Origin of the sequence: Corynebacterium riegelii (assembly GCF_016728505.1) — a bacterium.
In the GTDB taxonomy this organism is placed as follows: Bacteria; Actinomycetota; Actinomycetes; order Mycobacteriales; family Mycobacteriaceae; genus Corynebacterium; species Corynebacterium riegelii.
In genome coordinates, this window is record NZ_CP068159.1 from 2,320,906 (window position 1) to 2,341,348 (window position 20,443).

Consider the following 20,443-nt stretch of genomic DNA (forward strand, 5'->3'; position numbering starts at 1 on the left):
TCAGCGTCAACCCCTTCAGCCTCTACAACCTGTTCAACGTCTTCAGTCTCTTCGGCTTCTTCCCCAAAGAAGAACGGATCTTTTTCCTCTGCGTCCATGGGCGCCTCCCTTAGTTCGCTGCGGCGTCGGCTTTATCGGCCTTGCCAGCTTCCTCGGCCTTATCAGCCTCGGCCTTGTCGATGCCGTCACGAGCGGCAGCAACGTCGGCAGGGTCAAAACCGTCGTCGGTGATTTCTACGGTCTCGCCGACGCGGTCCTTGTAGTCTTCCGGCCAGTTGATCACGATGTCGCCAGCCTTGAGCTCACCGCCGGTGATGGCAATGTCGATGTCGTTGGAGGCGCCGGTTTCAACGGTGCGGACTTCGACCTTGCCTGAGCGGGCGTCGTCAGCGTCGGTGGCCAGGACGAGGATCTGCTTCTTGCCGCCTTCTTCAAATACGGCGTCTGCCGGCACGTTGAGTGCGTTGTCGGATTCCGCGGTGATGATCTCAGCGCGTGCCGTGCCGCCCAAGAGCAGGCCCTCGGTGTCACCGGTGACCTCGATTTCCACTGGGAAGACCACTGCGGCATCGCCGCCGCCCTGCATGGCGTTCTTCGGGTCGCTCGGGGTAGCTGCCGCCGGGGAGATGCGGGTGACGCGACCTGCGAACTCCTTCTTGCCCGTGGCCGTGGAGGTGAACACCACGCGGTTCCCCTTTGCCACGTTAGGCACGTCCGCTTCGCGCAGCTCGGCGCGAATCAGCAGACGCGAGTCATCTGCAAGGCTGAGTACGCGCCCCTGTGGGATGTCGCCTTCCTGGACGTCCACGCTGGTGACTACGCCGTTAATCGGCGAGTAGATGGTGGCTTCCTTCACCTGGTACTCCAGGGTGCCGTCACCGGCCTCCAGCTGTGCCATCTCTGCCTGGCGGGAGGCGGAGTTGACCTGCGCCTGGAGCTGGCTGCGCTCTTGCTCGACCTGCGCACGCGCCGCAGCCAGGTTCGCCTTTGCATCCTGCAGTGCGGCGTAGGCTTCTTCAACGCCCACTGCTGCACCTACGGCAGGTACGTTTGGCGCGGCCGGTGCCGGCGCGGGTGCCGGTGCTGGCGCGGATTCAACGCCAGGCAGCTGGAATGGTGGCGGCACTTGCTCTGGGTAGAGGTAGGCGCCAAACATGTCGCCGATGCGCGAGGAGATGCGTACAAGGCGCGGGCCACCGTTGGCGGCTACAGCTGCGTCATACGCAGCCTGCGCCTGGTCCACCTGTGCTTGGGCTTGGCGGATGGTGGGATTCGTGCCGTCATTAAGACTCTGGTTCAGCGCGTTGAGCTGGGCCTGCGCCTGTTCAACGCCCGCCTGGGCTTCAGCCTGTGCGTTCGCCTGCTGGCGTTCCTGGACTGCCAGCTGGCGCTCCAGCTGCTCGGTGTCCATGGCGGCCAGGAACTGTTCCACCTGAACGCGGTCACCCGGCGCGACGGCGATGGTGCGCACCTCAGACTGCAGTGGTGTGGTGATGGACACGGCGCGCACAGGCGCGATCGTGCCGTTGACTACCACACTGTCGGTTACGCCTTCTGCGCTGGCGATGGTGTAGTCACCTGGGGCAAGGCCATCTCCGGCTGCCCCGTTTTCGCCACCGCTCACACCGCAGGAGGCAGCAAAGAGGCTTCCTGCCACGATGATTGCTGCGGTGGTGCGCTTAATGTGTTGCCGCTTCGCCAAGGTGTCTCCTCACAAACAGGCTGCATTCAACTCTGGGAGACTATACACCGGTGGCGGGGTGATCCCCATGCCAAGGAGTAACCGTAAAGCTGCCCCACACGGCATCGGGCGGCAGCATTTCCACAGCAGCCACATCAGTCCCATGCGCCACGTTTTTGAAGGTGTCTGATGTGTCATACGCCACTACCGCCCCGATGCGTTGGTCCGTGATTCGCGCAAACACATCGGCTCGCGTTTGGCCCGGTGGGGGTTCGGGGGTGGGGGTCAACGGGGCGTCGAGAAGCAAAAGCCCATTGACGCGCTGCAAGCTTTCCACAGCCGCCGCCGCCTCACTTGGGCTCAGCGGGCGGGCAAAAGTGACCAGCCCGAAGGCAGGTTCGGAGCCTTGGCTTATCGACGCCCCCGCGCGCCCCTCATACTCCGACCAACTCTCCCCCGGCTCAATGCCAAGCGTGTCGCCTTGGATGGTGGGTGGTGTGGCGGGGGTGGCAAGGCCAACGGCGTAGATGCCGGCGGCGACAAGCGCGCTACAGATCGCGAATGGTATCCAGCGCATGCTGCAGATCATCCGGGTACGGGGACTCAACCACCATGTAATCGCCAGTGCGCGGGTGGGTGAAACCAAGCTTCGTGGCGTGCAACCACTGGCGCTTCAGCCCCAGGGTTTTGGCCAGATTCGGGTCGCAGCCGTACATCGGATCACCTGCGCACGGATGGCCAACGGCGGACATATGGACGCGGATCTGGTGCGTACGGCCGGTTTCCAGGTGGACTTCCAACAGGCTTGCGTGGCGGAAGGCCTCGATGACTTCGTAGTGGGTCACGCTCGGGCGGCCGTCATCAACCACCGCAAACTTCCAGCCGGAGGACGGGTGGCGGCCAATCGGCGCGTCGATGGTGCCCACAATCGGATCCGGCAAGCCTTGGATAAGCGCGTGGTAGGTCTTGTCCACCGTGCGCTCTTTAAAGGCGCGCTTGAGCACTGAATATCCGGAAATGCTGTTGGCCACCACCATCACGCCCGAAGTACCCACATCCAGGCGCTGGACGATGCCTTTGCGCTCCGGCGGGCCAGCGTCTGGAAGCGTAAAGCCCATCGCCTGCAGACCACCGACAACAGTCGGGCCCTCCCAGCCCAACGTGGGGTGCGCGGCCACACCAACCGGCTTGTCCACCGCAATTACGTCATCATCCTGGTACAAGATGGTCAGCCCATCGACGGGCTCCGCCTTCGGCATGGGGGTGGTTTTCGGCTCTGGCAGGGTCGCCTCCAGCATCACACCGGCATCAACGCGGTGGGATTTGGCAACCGGGCGTGAGTCAATGAGTACGTCGCCCGCTTCCACCATTTCCGCAGCCACGGTGCGAGAGACGCCGAAGAGTTTGCTCAGCGCGGCGTCTACACGCATGCCGCTTAAGCCTTCAGGCACGGGCAGCGAACGAAAATCTCCGCTCATTTCGTGCGCTCCTTGCTCGAGGCACGGAACTCCGTGACAAACATGGCCACAACAAACACCACCACGCCGACGGTAATGCAGGCATCTGCAATGTTGAACACGGCGAAACTGCCCACAGAGATGTAGTCCACCACGTGCCCAAACCAGAAGCCGGGCTCACGAAACAGGCGGTCGCACAGGTTACCTAGCGCGCCACCGGCGATCAGGCCGATGCCAATGGCTTCCCACTTGTTGGTCAGCTTCGGCGCGTACAGTAGGGCGCCAACCACGAAGACAAGCTGAATGGCGGTAAACAGCCACGTCATATTCTCCCCCATGGAGAACGCGGCACCCGGGTTAAACAGCAGGTAGAAGCGGAACCAATCCCCAATAATGTTGACAGCTTGCCCCGGCTCCAGCCAGGACAGCATCACCTGTTTGACCACTTGATCTATAGCGGCAGCCACGACCATGATCACCGCGACCAGCCCGAGGAAGTTACGTCCTTTCATCACCGACACACTGTAGCCGCAAGATCTATAGGTGGTGTGGGGTAGGTTCAGAATGTGCTGAAAAACCGTCTTCGCGCTTGCGCCGCCGCTGTCCTTACTCTTGCTCTCACCGCCTGTGGGGGCACGACCGACCTGTTGGAGGGTGTTCCGTCCTTCCCCGTTGATGCCCCGCAGGTGGCTTTGGTGAGCCCCGGTGACAACCCGCAGATGTTGGCATACCAGGATGCCGAGGAGCCGTGGGAGGCCAACGTGGTGGTCTCCGGAGGCGTGGCGCAGGCTGCCGCGCCGAAGGATGATGCAAACTTTGACGCCACCGCGCCTGCAGGCGGCGACGTAATGGAAACGGATCTCACTCTGACGGTGACGTCGGGGCCAGCTCGCGCGCCGCAGGATGGTGAGGAAGACGCCGCGCGCGAGGTGGAACTGATCACCCGCGGCGGCGGCCACACTGATCTGGATCTTGGGCTGCAAGTGGCGGGCAATGACGGCTTCACCATGCGTTGGCGCGCAGCGGAATCCGGTGCGGTGCAGTCGGTGAAGATGCTGCCGCCGGTGGATTCGCCGGAGGCTGGCCGCGAGGTTGTGGAGCGCGCGCTGCTGAGCGTGATGAATTCCACCGTGGTCTTCCCTAAAGAGCCCGTTGGTGTTGGCGGCCAGTGGACGGTGACCACGCGCGTGACGGGTGATGCCGCGATGGTGCGCACCACAACCTACACCGTGCGTGAGATCAACGGCAGCGACGTCCACCTGGATGTGGATATTGAAGAGTCCCCCACCCAGAAGGAACTGCGCATTGACAATGAGGTTGCCGGTGATTTGGACGGCGCAATGCTCAGCGTGGAGTCCACCTCAACTACCTCTACCGGCGAGCTGACGGTGGACCTGACCAAGCCACTGCCCACAGGCGGCCGGATCGCCGCCACCACGCGTTTGGTGTACGCCGGTGAGGACACGCAGTTCCGCATTGTCCAAGACGTTACTAACGCTGTGACGTACGGAAAGTAGGATTTCTCCATGGTTGCCCCTTTACACATTGGCCTTGATGGCATTTCGTTTTCTTACCCTGGTGGCCACCGGGTGCTCACGGACATTTCCTTTGCCGTGCCGTCCGGCTCCGTCACGGGATTGATTGGTGAAAACGGCGCGGGCAAATCCACCCTGCTTGGGGTGATCTCCGGCGAGCTGACTCCGGATGCGGGGGTGCTGATCACCCCTGAGGTGACCGGGTTCATTGCCCAGGAGACGTCGCTGCCGTTTTCCGAGCCAGCACAGATGCTTATCGACGCTGCCGTGGCCGAACTCCGCGCCATCGAATCCGAGATCACCACCTTGAGCGAGCGTATGGCCACCGAGCCGGATAACACGACGGTGGCCGAGGAGTTTGACCGTGCGTTGGCGCGCGCGGAGAACTCGGGCCTGTGGGAGCTGGATGCGCGTATTGCCACGGTGCTCGCTGGTTTAGGGTTGGCGAACGTTCCGCTTTCCACCCCGCTGGGCGAGATGAGTGGTGGCCAGCGCCGTCGCTTCGCGCTGGCGACGCTGCTGCTGCGCCCGGTGGACGCCATGGTGCTCGATGAGCCGACGAACCACCTTGATGATGAGGCGGTGGACTTCCTCATCGGCGAGCTGGAGGCGTTCAAAGGCCCGGTGCTCGCCGCGTCGCATGACCGCTACTTCCTGGACACGGCGTGTGATGGCATTGTGGATCTGGATCCTGGTTTGGGCCCGGAGGGCGGCTATGGCGAGGAGACCCGCCAGGGCGCGCGCTTTACGGGTGCGTTTAGTGATTATCTGAAAGCGCGTGAGGCTCGCCGCGCGCGCTGGGAAACTGACTACGCCGCCCAGGAACATGAGCGCGAGCGTTTAGAGAAAGCCAGCAACCAGACCGCCGAGGATGTTTTTCACTCACACGAAAACAAGACGGAGACCCGCAAGGCGGCGAAGTTCTACGCGGACCGCGCGGCGAAGACGGTGACCGGGCGGCGTCGTGCGGCGGAGCAGCGTTTGGAGGCACTGGAGCGCGAGGCCATTCCGGCCCCGCCGACCGCACTGAAGTTCCGTGGGCTTCCGCCGCATGCCGCCACGTCTATTGGTGTGCCGGCTATTCACGCCATCAACCTGCGTGTGCCTGAGCGCCTCTCGCCGCTTTCCATCAAGGTGCAGCCGGGCCAGCAGTTGCTTGTGGAGGGCCCGAACGGCTCCGGCAAGTCCACGCTGTTGAAGATTTTGGATGGCACTCTGCAGGACTATGAGGGTGAGCTCATCATCCCCGAGGAGCTCACCGTCGCGCGCCTGGCGCAGGACGATGACTGGGAGAACCTCGAACTGACTGCCGCGGAAATGTTTGCCGCACACACCCCCGCCGGCTCCCCCGACCTGGTGGAGATGGGGTTGATGAATGAGGAGCAGGCGGCGAAGAAGCTTGAGGATTTGTCGCTTGGCCAGCGCCGCCGCGTCTCCCTTGGCATCATCTTGGCCTCTCCGCCGGACTTGTTGCTTCTCGACGAGCCAACGAACCACCTCTCCCTCGCCCTAGCCGAGGAGCTCGAAGCTGCCTTGGTGGACTTCGCTGGCACCGTCGTGATCACCAGCCATGACCGTTGGGTGCGCCGCCAGTGGCGCCGCCGGAGCGAGCAGGGCGATTCCCGCGCACGCGTGCTGGCGTTGGCCACGATGTGGACGCAGGAGCTGTGGCGTGAGGACCGCGACTAACTGGCATACTGTTTGCTGTGAAATCCTGTAAAGCTCTTGGCAGCATCCTCGCAGTTTCAGCGCTGACCCTTTCGGGCTGCAGCAACTCTGGTGACACAGACATTGTGTACGAGACCAGTACGCAGTGGGTGGAGCCCACCGATGAGCAGACCACTGGCGCTCTGAAGCGCAACGAGATTGCGTTGGCTTGCGAGGACGAGCTGGCCTACTTCTTGGACACCACAGGCTACGAGTTTGATTACCTTTCTGCAGACCCGTTGTCGCTGCCGATGTCTGTAGTGAACACTTCAAGCTATGACGGTCCGGTGAGTGCTTCTATTAGCAGCCCGGCATATTCAGGCACGTTTAGCTTTGAGTGCTCGACTGACGGCTACACTACCGAGGTAGACCAGATTGAGCTTCCGGACCCACGCGAAGCTACGCAGGTGACCACCCAGGCCGCACCCACACAGACTGCGGTGCCCATCGCGCCGAGGCAGATTGACCCGCAGAACTACGACTCGGGCCGCAGCGCGCGCGATAACGACGGCGGCATTAGATACCACAACTCTGTGGACTGGGAGTTTCTCAAAGCCCCGGGCAAAATTACGCCGGGTGCTCGCATTTACAAGGTTGGCACTTCGAGTTTCTGCTCCACGGGCTTCATTGCGTCGCTGGGTGACCGCGCGTTCATCGTTACCGCTGGTCACTGCGGTGATGTGGGTGATCAATTCCTCGTCGAAGACCGTCAGGGCAACACGCTTGTGATCGGCGAGATGGTGGAGTCCTACGTTGACTATGAAAGTGACGGCAGCATTCTTGGCGCCGACATCGGGCTGATTGAGATTTATGATGAGGCGAAGCAATACGTCGACTCGTCGCTGCCTCCTGGGCAGCAGCTGAAGGGCTACATCACTCCCCAGTACGCGCAGCAGCAGGGCATGTTGATCTGCCGTATTGGTTCCACCACCGGATACGCATGCGGCGTTTTTGAAGATATCGGAAGCGACGGTCAGTTCTACTTCCGCAACATCGTAGACCGTGGTGATTCCGGCGGTGCCATTTTCGCCCTTGACGACAACGGGGCTTACGCACTCGGCGTGACCTCGAATGTGAGCGACTTTAACAAGACGCTCGCTGGCGGTATGGAAATCGCCAGCGCCATGGAGTACTGGGGTTTAACCCTCCACGGTTAGCTCGGGTCGACCGGCGCCGGTGCTACAGGTGCGCCGGCGGCGCACATTTCAGGCACCTGGTCTGGCGATAGCGTCGAGGAGATCAGGTTGCAGGCCCACTGCTGGGACAGCTTCCAATGGCCGTCTTCGTGGACAAACATCACGTCATTAATCAGCGTCGGCTCCGTGTCCGGCGCGGTGAGGTTGACCGGTGCGAGCACCTGATTCGGCTCAAAGTCCGCCAGCACCGGGTCCACTACCTGGAACTGAGCACCGGATTCGAGCTGGGACTGCGACATCACGTCGAACAGTTCCGGCACGGTTTCGCCGCCCTGGACGGTGAGCATGCGCTCTTCAATCGGCAGGTTCGGGTCAGCTGCGCGCTGGAGTACGCCGTTGAGTTCCTCAGCGCTCGGCAGTTCCGCAGCCGGTGCCGCGGGTGCGGCTTCCTGCGAGGTTTCCTGTTCCGCAGCGGTGGTCGGGGTCGTGTCCGTCTCCGCGTCGCCCGAGCAGGCGGCAAGCGAAAGGCTCAGTGTTACAGCCGCTATGGTGGCGGCAATCTTCGGTGCATGCATAGTTTCTAGCGTAACCCACTTCCCATCTGGCACCATCATTCACATGAGCAACTCCGTTCTCGTCATTGCCACGGGCGGCACCATCGCATGCACCACCAACGCCGACGGCGCGCGCGTACCTACCCTCACCGCCGCCGACTTGATCGCACGTTCCGGCCGCAGCGCCGAGCCCTACGATGCGATCAGCCTTGACTCCTCAGCTATCTCGTTTGCTGATTTGGACCTGCTTTTAGAGCTTTTGCTTGCCGACGCCACGTCCACCTCCCCCATCGTGCTCACCCACGGCACCGATTCTCTCGCCGAGACCGCACTCGCCATCGACCTCGTCTTGCCCGCCGGCAGGACCGTGGTCTTGACCGGCGCCCAGCTGCCTGACGACCACCCGTATGCCGACGGCCCCGCTAACCTCCGCGGCGCCATCGATATTGCCGCCAATCCCCCTGGCCCCGGTGCATTTGTACACTTCGGCGGCGACACCTTGCCTGCGCGTGGGCTGTACAAGTGCTCCACCCAGTCACTTCGCGCCTTCGCTTTGACCACGGATACGCCTGCTGCGCGCCCTGCGCCTGTTCCCCGCGCTCCACTCGCTGACGTGAAGGTACCCATCCTGCGCGCGTGGCCCGGCGCGGACGCCTCGTTTGTGGACTACGTGGCCGACTCGGGTGTCGACGGCATCGTGATCGAAGCTCTCGGCTCCGGCAACGTGTCCGACCCGATGGGCGCAGCGATCGCCCGCGCCTGCGAGCGCGGTATCCCCGTAGTCATTGCAACCTCTGTCCCCCACGGTGGCGTGGAGTTTGCCTACGGCGGTGCCGGCGGTGGTGCCACGCTGGGGACCGTCGGCGCCCTTCCCGCTGGCCCCTTAAGCGCCGGCCAGGCACGGATCGCCTTGGCTACCGCCCTGGCCAGCGGCACAGACCCGCGCCGAGTTCTCTAGTGCTGCTCTAGCCAGTCACCCCAGTCCAGGGAGTCCAGGGGGTCGGCTGGGGTGAGCAACGGGTCGTCCACACGCAAACTGCGCATCCTGCCCGGGCCGGTCGCACGGGTTTCAAAGCGAACCGTCACCCAGCCCTTCCCTGTGCCCTGCACCCAGCCGTGGCCGTACTCGGCGTGGCGTACGTCTTGGGTGGCCTGCCACTGCCCCGCCTTCGGCGCAGTTTCGCTGACTACCTCCACGTGCGGTGTGCCAACGTGGTCGCTCACGCCGCTTTCGTAATCACTGGACGTCCGCGACGGCTGCACGATCACCTGGTCAAGCTCCGGAAACAGCACGTCCTGCAGCGTGTCCTCCAAACCGGAGTAAGACACGCCCACCAGCCTGATGGGGCCCACCTCGTCCGGGTAGCGCACGATCTTGAACGCGGTGGCCAACAGCGTGTCAGCGTCATCGGTGGCGTACGGCAGCGTCGCAGAGCGTGACTCAATACGAAAGTCCGCCATCTTCAGCTTCACGGTGACTGTGCGGGCGCCGCGTCCGTCCTTCAGTAACCGGCGATGGGACTCTGCGGCGGCTCGTCGCAACGCTGCATCGACCTCGGGCACAGTAGTCAGATCCTGCGGGTAGGTGTGTTCCGAGGAAATCTGCTTCGACTCCGCGCGCGGCGCCACCGGGCGATCATCTACCCCTCGCGCCAACTGCCACAGCTGTTGCCCCACCACCCCACCAAGGGCGATCTCCACTTCCTTTTCGCTCAACGCGGCCAAGTCACCGATCGTTTCAATCCCCGCCGCTGACAGCTTCGCGGCCGTCACCGGCCCCACACCCCACAACTCGTCTACAGGCAGCGGGTGCAAAATCTCCAGCTGCTCGGCGTGCGGGATGAGAAACACCCCGTCCGGCTTCGCCAGCCCGGAACCGATTTTCGCGTACTGCTTGCCAGAGCCAGCGCCGATAGAACTTGGAAGGCCCGTTTCGCGTTTAATCTCAGCTCGGAGATTGTTAGCCCAGGTGAGGACGTCGTTCGGTGTGGCGTCGATAAGCTGCTGTGGCTCCATAAACGCCTCGTCAATAGACAGTTGCTCCACCACCTCCGCGTACCTGCCGATGATCTCAAACACGCGCCGTGATGCCGCCTGGTACACCGCCCGGCGCGGGGCGACGAGCACCGCTTGATTGCCCACCAGCCGCGCCGCCCGGTGCGTAGGCATGGCGGAACGAGCACCATACTTGCGCGCCTCATAGCTCGCGCCCGCGACCACGCCGCGACCACTTACGCCCGCCACCAACACGGGCCTGCCCTTCAGTGTGGGTCGGGTCAGCTGCTCGACGGAGGCATAAAACGCGTCCATATCTATGTGCAGTACCCAGCGAGGCATAGCCCCTACCGTACCGCCCGTGATTTTCCGCGCCGCGGAAACTCACACAGGTAGGGTTGTCTCCCATGACCAATCGCAAACCACTTCCGAAAGTTGCCTATGCACCCATGCTTGGTCTCGAAGCATTCGTCCGAGCACGAGTAAATAAGGATTACTCACATCTCGTGCAACTGCGTGCTTCAGCGTTAAACCAGTGCGTCTACTGCCTGGCTATGCATCGTCGCGACGCTCGCAAGGATGGATGGTCTAAAGAGCGCATTGCCCATGTTGAAGATTGGACAGAACACCGTGAAGCATTTAGTGACACTGAAATTGCGGCACTTGAACTCACCGACGCAGTAACCCGCATCAACGGCGAAGAATCCGTGCCGGACCAGCTTTGGAACCGCGTTGAGACTCTGCACGGTGAAAAAGATGCACGCAACTTGCTCATGGCAATTGTCACCATCAACGCTTGGAACCGAATCGGCATCACCACCCGCCTCGATCCAGGAAGTCTCTCCGGCGTAGATGCCTTCGATCTAGGCGAGGCATAGCCCTTACCGTACCGCCCGTGATTTTCCGCGCCGCGGAATATCAGGCGAAGCTCGCACCGGTTCGCACCTCCTCGACACCTCCCGCACGCACCGGCAAACCACGGCTCCTCGAGATGAACTTGGAGCCGTCCATGAAACGGAACTCCACATTCGCACCGTGCGACACAACCTCAGCAACACCGTGGCTGACTAGCGAGTGGCAGCTCGAACACAGCGGGATCAGATTGCCAATGTCAGTCGTGCCACCATCGGACCAATCCATGATGTGGTGGATTTCAATAAACCGCGAGTGGGTACACCCCGGCATGGCGCACTGGTGCCCCCACACGTCAAGCAAAGCTTCCACTTGGCCGTCGCTTGCTAGCCTGCGCTTCCTGCCGAAATGCATGGTCAGACCCTTCGAATCCAACATATGCACCCGCGTCACCGCGTCTACAACGTAATGACGCAGCGTGCTCGACGGCGCCTGCGGGTTTGTGGGCATCCACGCCTTGCCGTCCTCAGTCAACATGATCGTGACCTGGGCGCCCGGTGCGCGCACCGGGGCCTGCGGGTTGCTTCGCACCATCTGCACCATGGTCACCAGCGCGGCGTACAAATCCGCTTTCACCGGCGGGCCGTAGCGCGAGGGCACACCGAGAATGCTGTCCACAGTCATGCGGCGCTCCGGCTTTGCGTCCTCCACCTGCTCAGCGGGGCACGCTTCCGCGGCGTCCTCACCACCGTCGCCAGCAGCGGCAAGCTGCGCGATCTTCAGCGCCGCCATCAGCTCCTGGCCTTCTACCGGTGGCAGCAGGAACTCCCCCACCACCATCCCGTCTTCGCGCACCCACGTTTTGAAAAACGGCGCCTCGGGCTTCTCCTGGTCCTGCTCGCCGCCGGCAAGTGCTTTTTCCAGCTCGGAATAGCACATGCCTCGCGCCAATTCGAGCAGCTCAAGCTCATTTTCTAACGTCATGTACCGCAGCAACAATCTGACTACGGTGTAGTCCACTTCGCCGTTGAGGAAGGAGAGCATTAAAGCGTCGAAAAGCAAGAGTTTCCGGCCAACCGCAACGTACTCATACGCCGTTGACGTTTTCATGCCAAGGTTGCGCACAAGCCACGCGCCGGTGCTGGCCGCGCCGAGCTCTTGAGCGCGGCCAAATGCGTCGAACTGCGCGATTTCATAAATCAGCCGCGCGCGCGACGTGTTGGAATGGTGGCTAACCAGATAGATACGTAACGCGTGCTCATACGCCGCATCTTCACCGGTGTTTAGGCTGGTAGCGAGGGTATTTTCTAAGGTCATCGTCATGCGACAACCCTATAACACACACCCCACACACCAGCCTCAGCACTCGAACGTGTGAGCTATTGCTTCACGACGTTCGCACGCACCCCATCAACCACCTCAACACCCGACTCAAGCGCCACGGTAGTCACCTCAAAGCTGGTGGCCAGGGTCTCGGCGGCGATGTGCTCAGCGTGGCGCTGCGCCCACTCTTCACGTTCCGCAGGCACGGACAGCGTAACCGCGATACGGTCAGAGACCGCCAGGCCAGCGTGCTTACGCGCGTCCTGCAGGCCACGGATCACGTCCGCAGCCCAGCCCTCAGCCTCAAGCTCCTCAGTGACCTCGGTGTCAAGCACGACCAGGCCAACAGTGCCGTCGGTGGACTCAACGCGGGTGGTGGAATCCGGATCCTCAGCAACCAGGCGCTCCGTGTAGAGCTCCGGGGTCAGCACAATGTCACCGTCAACCACCACGTTGTCGCCCTCGCGCACGTAGTTGCCCGCCTTGACGTTCTTGATCGCGCGCTGCACGTCCTTGCCCAACGTCGGGCCAGCGACCTTGGCGTTGACCACGACTTCGAAGGTGCCGGCGGCATCCACATCGTCGCTAAGCACAAGCTCCTTGACATTGACCTCATCGCGGATGACACCCGCAAACGGCTCAAGCACCTGCGCATTCGTCATAGCCACAGTCAGCTTCGGCAGCGGCAGACGGTTGCGCAGCTTACGGGCCTTGCGTACCGACGACGCCGCGGAGCACACCGCACGCGTTGCATCCATCGCAGCCACCAGATCAGCATCCGCCGGGAACTGCTCAGCCTTCGGGAAATCCGTCAGGTGCACCGAACGCTCACCCGTCAGACCACGCCAGATCACCTCAGTGATGTACGGCAACAGTGGCGCGGCCGCACGGCACGTAGCCTCCAGCACCGTGTACAGCGTGTTAAACGCCTCCGGATGCTCCTCCTGGCCAGCCCAGAAACGATCACGGGAACGACGCACGTACCAGTTGGTCAACGTGTCCGCGAAGCGACGCAGCTCATCACACGCGTCCGCAATACGGGTGTCTTCCAACGCGGCACCAACGGCCGCAACCATGTCATGCGTCTTAGCCAAGATGTAGCGATCCAGCACATCCGTGGAATCCACCGACCACTTGGCGTCTTCCGAGGAGTACAGCTGCAAGAACGTGTACGCGTTCCAGATGGGCAGGATGGCCTGGCGTACGCCCTCGCGAATGCCCTGCTCGGTGACGATCAGGTTTCCGCCGCGCAGAATCGGGCTGGACATAAGGAACCAACGCATCGCGTCAGAACCATCACGGTCAAACACCTCGTTGACGTCTGGGTAGTTGCCCTTCGACTTGGACATCTTCAGCCCGTCATTGCCCAGCACAATGCCGTGGGCGACAACCTTCTTAAACGCCGGCCGGTCAAACAGTGCCGTGGATAGCACGTGCTGCACGTAGAACCAGCCACGGGACTGACCCGAGTACTCCACAATGAAGTCTGCCGGCTGGCGAACATCGTGCTCTTCAACGTTCTCGAATGGGTAGTGGTACTGCGCAAACGGCATAGAGCCCGACTCGAACCAGCAGTCCAGGACGTCCGGCACGCGGCGCATCATGGACTTACCAGTCGGGTCATCCGGGTTCGGACGCACCAGCTCATCAATGTGCGGCCGGTGCAGCGACTTCGGACGCGTACCAAAGTCACGCTCCAGCTCGTCCAGGGAACCATAAACGTCTACACGCGGGTACTCCGGATTATCCGAAACCCATGCCGGCACCGGCGAACCCCAGTAGCGAGTACGCGAGATGTTCCAATCACGCGCGCCCTCCAGCCACTTGCCAAACTGGCCATCACGCATGTGCGACGGGATCCAGTCAATCTGCTGATTGAGCTCCACCATGCGATCACGGATGTCCGTCACCTTCACAAACCATGCCGGCAGCGCCATGTAGATCAGCGGCTCACCCGAGCGCCAGGAGTGCGGGTAGGAGTGCATGATCGTCTGATCACGCACAACACGGCCCTTGGCGCGCAGGTCACGGATGATGTCACGGTTCGCGTCAAAGACCAGCTGGCCCTGGTAGTCCGGAACCAGCGAGGTGAACTTGCCGTCCGCATCCACCGGGATGACCAAGCCGATGCCGTAGTCCTCACAGGTGAACATATCGTCCTCACCAAATGCCGGAGCCTGGTGGACAACGCCGGTGCCGTCCTCAGTGGTGACGTAGTCAGCGTTAAGCACCATGAAGGCGTTTTCCTGGTCACGGAAGTAGTCAAAGACCGGCTCGTACTCCAAGCCTTCCAGCTGTGCGCCGGTGAAGGTGGCAACGGTGGTGAACTCGCCCAGCTCCTTCGCGTACGCACCGGTCAGGCCAGAGGCCAACAACAGCTTGCTGCCAGCAAAGCCCTCAACCCCATCCTGGCCAACCTCAACCAGGCTGTACTCCACCTCCGGGTGTACGGCAAGCGCCAGGTTGGACGGCAGGGTCCACGGCGTCGTGGTCCAGGCGATCGCAGCTGCGTCATGCAGCTCCGGGTGCTCCGCCCAGGTCTTCTCCGCGGCAAAGCCAGCGCGCGCACCGGTAAACGGCATGGTCACCGTCACTGTCGGGTCCTGGCGCTCACGGTAGGAGTCATCCAGACGAGTTTCCTGGTTAGACAGCGGGGTGTGCTCCGCCCAGGAGTACGGCAAAACGCGGAAGCCCTGGTAGATCAAGCCCTTGTCATAGAGCTCTTTAAACGCCCACATGACGGACTCCATGTACTCCGGATCCATCGTCTTGTAGCCGTTCTCAAAGTCCACCCAACGCGCCTGGCGGGTGACGTAGTCCTCCCACTCACCCGCGTAGTGCATCACAGACTTCGCGCAGTACTCATTGAAAGCCTCAAGACCCATGTCCTCGATCTGAGCCTTATCAGTGATGCCAAGCTGCTTCTCCGCTTCAAGCTCCGCGGGCAGGCCATGGCAGTCCCAGCCAAACACGCGCGGGACGTGGAAGCCAGCCTGCGTGCGGTAACGCGGCACGATGTCCTTGACATAGCCGGTAAGCAGGTGGCCATAGTGCGGCAGGCCGTTAGCAAACGGCGGGCCGTCATTAAACACGTACTCTTCGCAGCCTTCGCGGTTCTTCAGCGAAGCCTGGAAGGTGTCATCCTTCTTCCAATAATCCAGCACCTCGCGTTCCATATCAGGGAACTTGGTGCTGCCAGCCGTCATGTCGGCTTTGGGGTAAACGCCGCCAACTGTCATGAGTTGTTCTCCTCCACTACGTTTCATTCACCGCAGGGACGCAGCCTCAAAGGCCACGCGGTACCACCCTGCTTGAGCCCCAGTTTCCTGGGACCCCGCTTCGTTGTGGAGGAAGTGACGCCTTCCATGTACGTCCGGTTCTACTGAGCCTAAACGGGCCGTTCTTCCGGAACGCTCCCCGGTGATTGCCGGATCAATGCGTATGTGGGCTACATACTAGCCCACGTTGAGTTACTTGTCGCCGTTCGGCGCGAAGCTGCCGCGAGACTCCAGCTCTTCCAACTGGGAGGTCAGCAACGTCTTCAGACGGGTGCGGTACTCACGCTCGAAGGTGCGCAGCTCAGCAATGCGAGCCTCCAGAGCGGACTGCTGCTGCTTCACCGTGTTCATAATCTCGGTGTGCTTACGCTCAGCGTCAGCCTGCAGCTGCTTCGCCTTCTCCTCAGCCTGGCGAACCTGTGCCTCTGCACGCGAGGTTGCGTCAGCGGTGGTCTCCTTGGCCTTCTTCTCAGCCTCAGCGACAAGCTGGGTTGCCTGCTGCTCAGCGTCACGGGTCGTACGCTCAGCCTTTGCCTGCGCTTCCTGCACCTGCTTCTTGGAGGAAGCATCCGCGTCTGCCAGCTGGCGCTGTGCAGCGGTCTTAGCCTCTTGGAGCATGGTCTGTGCCTCGTTCTGAGCGTCAGAGGTCAGGCGCTCTGCCATCTCCTGCGCCAGGCCAAGCACCTTGGCTGCCTGCACGTGGGTGTCAGCGGTTGCCACACCAGCCGGCGCCTTCTGCTCCGCCGGGCGGGCCGGTGCCGCAGCAGCCGGAGCGGACGCGTTCTTCGCAGCCTTCTCAGCGTCCTCGCGCGCCTTCTTAGCCTCCTCGCGAGCAGCGGCCAGCTCAGCCTGCGCCTTCTCCTGAGCCTTGGTTGCCTTGTTCAGGCGCTCCTCATACTCATCACGCAGCTTCGCCTCTACTTGACGACGCACCGCCGCCTCATCAACGTCACCGCCCTTCGCAACAGGAGCTGCCGGGGCACTCTGGCCACTGGAAAGCTCCTCAACGCGTGCACGCAGGTCATCGTTTTCATCCTGCAGCTGGGCGAGTGTGTCCTCGACGAGGTCAAGGAACTGATCAACCTCGTCCTCGTTGTAGCCCCGCTTGCCAATCGGTGGCTTGCTAAAGGCTACGTTGTGCACGTCTGCTGGTGTCAGCGGCATGAGCGGTCCCTTCGATGTTGGAAAGAGTTAAACACGGATAGTTTAACCCAACGTTAAACGTTAGACATGCAAAGCCGGTCGAATGAGCACTCCCTGAATCAGCGACTGCACAATTGCCAGCGCAAAAAACAGGACCAAAACGCTCACATCAAGGCCCACGCCACCGCCCATGCGCAGCGGCGGAATCAGCTTGCGCAGGGCTTTGACCGGCGGATCCGTAACCACGAACACCGGCTCCGCCGCAAGGGTGAACCACGTTGGCGGATCGAAGTGCTTGGAGAACGCCTGCACCATCTCAATGATGATGCGGATGATCACCGCAAGCATGTACAGCCCAACGAGGGCGTAGAGAATTGCGCCGAAATAAACCACGAAGCAATCCCCCGCTACAGGCGGGCGACGCGCTTGAGCTCATCGGTGGAGATGCGCGCGTTTTCCGGAACGATGGCAAACACGCGACGACGAGAGCCCGTGTTGCGAGCCAGGTTCAGCATGCTGCCACGAAGGGCAAAGCACAGGCCAGCGGCAAAATCCACAACACGCTTTGCGTCCGCTGCGTCCAGATCGGTCAGGTCCATAATCACGGCGTCACCGTCACGGAATGGCTCGCCGATCTCCTTCGCGTCGTTGTAGGAACGCGGGGCGGTGGAGATGATCTCCGGAGTAAACGAGCGCGCGATCGGCTCGCGCGGGGTGCGCTCAACATGCTGGGCGCGCTGCGGTGCAGCGTGCTCGCGAGCTTCACGCGTTTCGCGGTACTGCTGATCGTCGTAGTAGGCGTCCTCGGCGTCGTCGTACGGGCCGAAACCGAAGAATTCTTTGGCGGTGCCGATAAAGGACATTAGTGCTGCTCCTCGCATGTTTGCGGGTGGTGGGAAGATATGGGAATTAGCCTACGGGTCGCGGGCCAAACACTGCGGTTCCGACACGCACGATGTCCGAACCACAGGCAATCGCCTGCTCAAAATCTCCACTCATACCAGCAGAGAGTTTCAGAGGGCGGTGGAGTTGGTTGGCGTAGGCGTCGGTAAGCAAACGAAGCTCCGCAAACACCTTGGTCGGATCAGCGTCGAGCGGCGGTACAACCATGAACCCCTTGAGCGCCAAGTACTCATGCTTTTCGACGACCTCCGCCAACTCTCCCACCCCATCCAAGGCAACCCCGCCCCGGGCAGTGTCGCCATCGAAGGACACCTGGATCATGCACGGCAGGATCTCGCTTGTGCGATCACCACGCTCAAGGGCAAGCGCCATCCCGCGGTTCAAACCGTCAGCCAGCCTGACCGAGTCCAGCGAATGCACTTCCGCAGCCCAGCGCGCCACCGCGTTGGCTTTCTTTGTCTGGATCTGACCGATCATGGCGATGCCGCATTCGTCTCCCAGCTCAGCGGCCTTATCGCGCGCCTCCTGCTCGCGGTTCTCCCCGACAAGCGTGATACCGCAATCTGCGACCTCGCGGATTGCCGACGCCGGGTGGAACTTGCTCACCGGAAGCAACTGCACACTGCCAGACTCACGGCCAGCGGCCTGCTCAGCGGCGCGAATACGTTCCTGTATAGCGTTGATATTTTCTGCAATAGTCATGGTTTACGCTCCCGTCAGCCAAATCACGCCCGCCTGCCGGCCCGTCGTGCCCTCGCGGCGGTACGAGAAAAAGTCAGTATCAGTCACCGTATCGCGCGGATCCGCATCCACATGCGTCACGCCCAGAGACAACAGCTGGCGCACCAGGCCCGCACGGATATCTACACCGGTAGTTCCTTTCGACGTCTTCGTAATAGACCCCGGCAGCCGCGACTCCACATCACGCGCCATCTCAAGCGGCACCTCATAGGAAGCGCCCGCCGCGGCGGGGCCCAGAAGCACCTGGATGTTCGCAGGGTTTGCACCCAGCTCCACCATCTTTTCCACGGTCTTTTTCACAATGCCGTTGCGTGCACCAAGACGTCCCGCGTGCGCTGCAGCGATCACCCCAGCATTGTGGTCTGAGAGCAGCACCGGCACACAGTCTGCAACCAACACGCACAGAGCCAGCCCGGGCTGGGTGGTCACCACCGCATCGGTTGCCTCCACCGGCTCGGACTGCGGAGCGCCAACCACGGTCACAGTGTTGGTGTGCAGCTGCTCCATCCACACAAACTGCTCAGGTGCAAGCCCCAAGACGTCGGCGAGGCGCTGACGGTTACTCGCCACATCCTCCGGGGCGTCACCTACGTGATCGCCCAGGTTGAAAGATTCATACGGCGACGAAGACACCCCGCCCGCTTTGGCGGTAAACACCATGCGGACGGGGCGTGAAGCAAGATCAGTCATGCGCACAAACTAGCGCATGAAGTCCGGAACGTCGACGTCGAAGTCATCATCAAAGCCGCCACGACGATCCTGATCCGAGTTCGTGAACAGGCCAGAGCGCGGGGACTCGTAGCGGTGACGGGCCTGGTAGTCGTCGGTGGCGGCCGCGCGATCGTCGAAAAGCGAACCGCGCGCAGGCGCCGGCTCGACCGGCTCAGACGGCTGAACCTCAGCCTGCGCCTCCTGCGTCTCGCCCGGGATAACCGGCTGGTGCAGCTCCGGGTTCTGCTCAGCGTGCTGCAGCTTGTTCGCAACCTCATCGAAACCGGTAGCGATGATGGTCACGCGGACCTCATCACCCAAGTTGTCATCAATGATGGTGCCGAAGATGATGTTCGCGTCATCATCCGCCTTCTCCTCCACGATGGTGGCGGCGGCGTGCACCTCCTGCAGCCCCAGGTCAGAGCCACCAGCGATGGAGATGAGCACGCCCTTCGCACCCTCCATCGTGGTCTCCAGCAGCGGCGAATTAATGGCCTGCTCCGTAGCGGTCATCACGCGGTTATCACCACGTGCGGAGCCAACGCCCATGAGCGCGGAACCAGCGTCAGCCATAACGGAGCGCACGTCCGCGAAGTCCACGTTGATCATGCCCGGGATGGTGATCAGGTTCGTAATACCCTGCACACCGTTGTAGAGCACCTCGTCCGCTGCGCGGAAGGCGTCCATCATGGACAGCTCAGCGTCGCCAAGCTGCAGCAAGCGATCGTTCGGGATCACAATGACGGTGTCACAGACCTCCTTGAGGTTCTCAATGCCCTCAAGAGCCTGGCGAGTACGACGCTTCCCCTCAAACGAGAACGGGCGAGTCACAACACCAATGGTCAGCGCACCCATCTTCTTAGCAATGCCCGCCACAACCGGCGCAGCACCAGTACCGGTGCCACCGCCCTCACCTGCGGTAACGAAGACCATGTCGGAGCCCTTCAGAGACTCCTCAATCTCCTGCTTGTGGTCCTCAGCGGAAGTGCGACCCACCTCCGGGTTAGCGCCAGCACCAAGGCCACGGGTTGCCTCACGGCCAATGTCCAGCTTCGTGTCCGCATCAGTAAACAGCAGCGCCTGAGAGTCAGTGTTGATGGCGACGAACTCGACGCCCTTCAAGCCTTCCTCGATCATGCGGTTCACAGCGTTAACACCGCCGCCGCCGACACCGACGACGCGGATCATGGCGAGGTAGTTCGCGGGAGAGGTCATATGGGGATCTCGCCTTTCCAAAGTTGAAGATAGGAAGCAATTCAGTGGTTCCCATAATCGGCGAAAACGATGAAGTTTTTGTGTTCTCAGTCGGCGTGTCACAACCCTAAACCTCAACTTTAAGGTTCTGACCTGGGGTTTTGTTGCGGATGTTACTGCTGTGACTACTGTTCTGAAGAGGCGGGTAGACAACGGGGGTGGCGGATTCTTCA

Annotated in this window: 19 protein-coding genes; 5 read left to right on the forward strand and 14 right to left on the reverse strand. The window is 61.8% G+C overall.

Annotated elements, in window-relative coordinates; translation table 11 throughout:
- Positions 1–109: 109 nt before the first annotated feature.
- From I6I71_RS11050 to lspA, 4 genes are read right to left on the reverse strand one after another with little or no spacing between them, the layout of a single operon-like run.
- Positions 110–1,702: an efflux RND transporter periplasmic adaptor subunit gene (locus tag I6I71_RS11050; RefSeq protein WP_201821050.1), complete on the reverse strand. Its 1,593-nt coding sequence runs from the start codon at positions 1,700–1,702 to the stop codon at positions 110–112.
- Positions 1,703–1,742: 40 nt separating this feature from the next.
- A complete protein-coding gene (locus tag I6I71_RS11055; protein ID WP_201821052.1) occupies positions 1,743–2,258 on the reverse strand; it encodes a hypothetical protein in 516 nt (171 codons plus the stop codon).
- Positions 2,230–3,159, reverse strand: coding sequence for an RluA family pseudouridine synthase (locus I6I71_RS11060; RefSeq protein WP_201821054.1), 930 nt, complete (start codon positions 3,157–3,159; stop codon positions 2,230–2,232). Before I6I71_RS11060 ends, I6I71_RS11055 begins: the two co-directional genes overlap by 29 nt.
- Positions 3,156–3,650, reverse strand: a complete 495-nt coding sequence (gene lspA, locus I6I71_RS11065; RefSeq protein WP_083279074.1) for a signal peptidase II — start codon at positions 3,648–3,650, stop codon at positions 3,156–3,158. The genes I6I71_RS11060 and lspA overlap by 4 nt, the downstream gene beginning before the upstream one ends.
- A gap of 54 nt (positions 3,651–3,704) precedes the next feature.
- Here lspA and I6I71_RS11070 point away from each other — a divergent pair, with 54 nt between their 5' ends.
- Genes I6I71_RS11070 through I6I71_RS11080 form a run of 3 tightly spaced genes read left to right on the forward strand, consistent with a single transcriptional unit; the run spans position 3,705 to position 7,537 of the window.
- The gene (locus I6I71_RS11070; RefSeq protein ID WP_201821056.1) at positions 3,705–4,655 is read left to right on the forward strand and encodes a DUF6263 family protein; all 951 of its coding nucleotides are present in this window, start codon (positions 3,705–3,707) and stop codon (positions 4,653–4,655) included.
- 9 nt (positions 4,656–4,664) lie between these two features.
- The gene (locus I6I71_RS11075; protein WP_201821058.1) at positions 4,665–6,362 is read left to right on the forward strand and encodes an ABC-F family ATP-binding cassette domain-containing protein; all 1,698 of its coding nucleotides are present in this window, start codon (positions 4,665–4,667) and stop codon (positions 6,360–6,362) included.
- Between the two features lie 17 nt (positions 6,363–6,379).
- Positions 6,380–7,537, forward strand: coding sequence for a chymotrypsin family serine protease (locus tag I6I71_RS11080; protein ID WP_201821061.1), 1,158 nt, complete (start codon positions 6,380–6,382; stop codon positions 7,535–7,537).
- Here I6I71_RS11080 and I6I71_RS11085 read toward each other — a convergent pair.
- On the reverse strand, positions 7,534–8,091 hold the full coding sequence (locus tag I6I71_RS11085) for a WKL family lipoprotein (protein WP_201821063.1): 558 nt from the start codon (positions 8,089–8,091) through the stop codon (positions 7,534–7,536). The two genes, I6I71_RS11080 and I6I71_RS11085, sit on opposite strands and share 4 nt — an antisense overlap.
- A 43-nt stretch (positions 8,092–8,134) precedes the next feature.
- Here I6I71_RS11085 and I6I71_RS11090 point away from each other — a divergent pair, with 43 nt between their 5' ends.
- Positions 8,135–9,028 (forward strand): asparaginase domain-containing protein, encoded by an 894-nt coding sequence (locus I6I71_RS11090; RefSeq protein ID WP_201821065.1) that lies wholly within the window; start codon positions 8,135–8,137, stop codon positions 9,026–9,028.
- Here the strand turns inward: I6I71_RS11090 and I6I71_RS11095 are convergent.
- Complete coding sequence (locus I6I71_RS11095; protein WP_201821067.1) at positions 9,025–10,407, reverse strand: DNA polymerase IV; 1,383 nt, start codon at positions 10,405–10,407, stop codon at positions 9,025–9,027. The two genes, I6I71_RS11090 and I6I71_RS11095, sit on opposite strands and share 4 nt — an antisense overlap.
- A 65-nt stretch (positions 10,408–10,472) precedes the next feature.
- On the opposite strand from I6I71_RS11095, the gene I6I71_RS11100 reads away from it, so the two are divergent.
- Positions 10,473–10,943, forward strand: a complete 471-nt coding sequence (locus I6I71_RS11100; protein WP_052203661.1) for a carboxymuconolactone decarboxylase family protein — start codon at positions 10,473–10,475, stop codon at positions 10,941–10,943.
- Between the two features lie 40 nt (positions 10,944–10,983).
- Here the strand turns inward: I6I71_RS11100 and I6I71_RS11105 are convergent, their stop codons facing one another.
- The 8 genes from I6I71_RS11105 to ftsZ all read right to left on the reverse strand — a co-directional run bounded on the left by I6I71_RS11105 (position 10,984) and on the right by ftsZ (position 20,231).
- Entirely contained in the window at positions 10,984–12,240 is a 1,257-nt protein-coding gene (locus I6I71_RS11105; protein WP_201821069.1) for an HNH endonuclease signature motif containing protein, read from the reverse strand.
- Positions 12,241–12,296: 56 nt separating this feature from the next.
- The gene (gene ileS, locus I6I71_RS11110) at positions 12,297–15,479 is read right to left on the reverse strand and encodes an isoleucine--tRNA ligase (RefSeq protein WP_201821071.1); all 3,183 of its coding nucleotides are present in this window, start codon (positions 15,477–15,479) and stop codon (positions 12,297–12,299) included.
- Positions 15,480–15,710: 231 nt separating this feature from the next.
- Complete coding sequence (locus I6I71_RS11115) at positions 15,711–16,682, reverse strand: DivIVA domain-containing protein (protein WP_201821072.1); 972 nt, start codon at positions 16,680–16,682, stop codon at positions 15,711–15,713.
- Positions 16,683–16,742: 60 nt separating this feature from the next.
- Positions 16,743–17,054, reverse strand: coding sequence for a YggT family protein (locus I6I71_RS11120; RefSeq protein ID WP_219619651.1), 312 nt, complete (start codon positions 17,052–17,054; stop codon positions 16,743–16,745).
- A gap of 14 nt (positions 17,055–17,068) precedes the next feature.
- Complete coding sequence (locus I6I71_RS11125) at positions 17,069–17,524, reverse strand: cell division protein SepF (protein WP_101734493.1); 456 nt, start codon at positions 17,522–17,524, stop codon at positions 17,069–17,071.
- 46 nt (positions 17,525–17,570) lie between these two features.
- The gene (locus I6I71_RS11130; RefSeq protein ID WP_201821079.1) at positions 17,571–18,266 is read right to left on the reverse strand and encodes a YggS family pyridoxal phosphate-dependent enzyme; all 696 of its coding nucleotides are present in this window, start codon (positions 18,264–18,266) and stop codon (positions 17,571–17,573) included.
- Positions 18,267–18,269: 3 nt separating this feature from the next.
- Complete coding sequence (gene pgeF / locus I6I71_RS11135) at positions 18,270–18,995, reverse strand: peptidoglycan editing factor PgeF (protein ID WP_201821088.1); 726 nt, start codon at positions 18,993–18,995, stop codon at positions 18,270–18,272.
- 9 nt (positions 18,996–19,004) lie between these two features.
- Positions 19,005–20,231, reverse strand: a complete 1,227-nt coding sequence (ftsZ, locus tag I6I71_RS11140; protein ID WP_201821090.1) for a cell division protein FtsZ — start codon at positions 20,229–20,231, stop codon at positions 19,005–19,007.
- Positions 20,232–20,443: the final 212 nt, after the last annotated feature.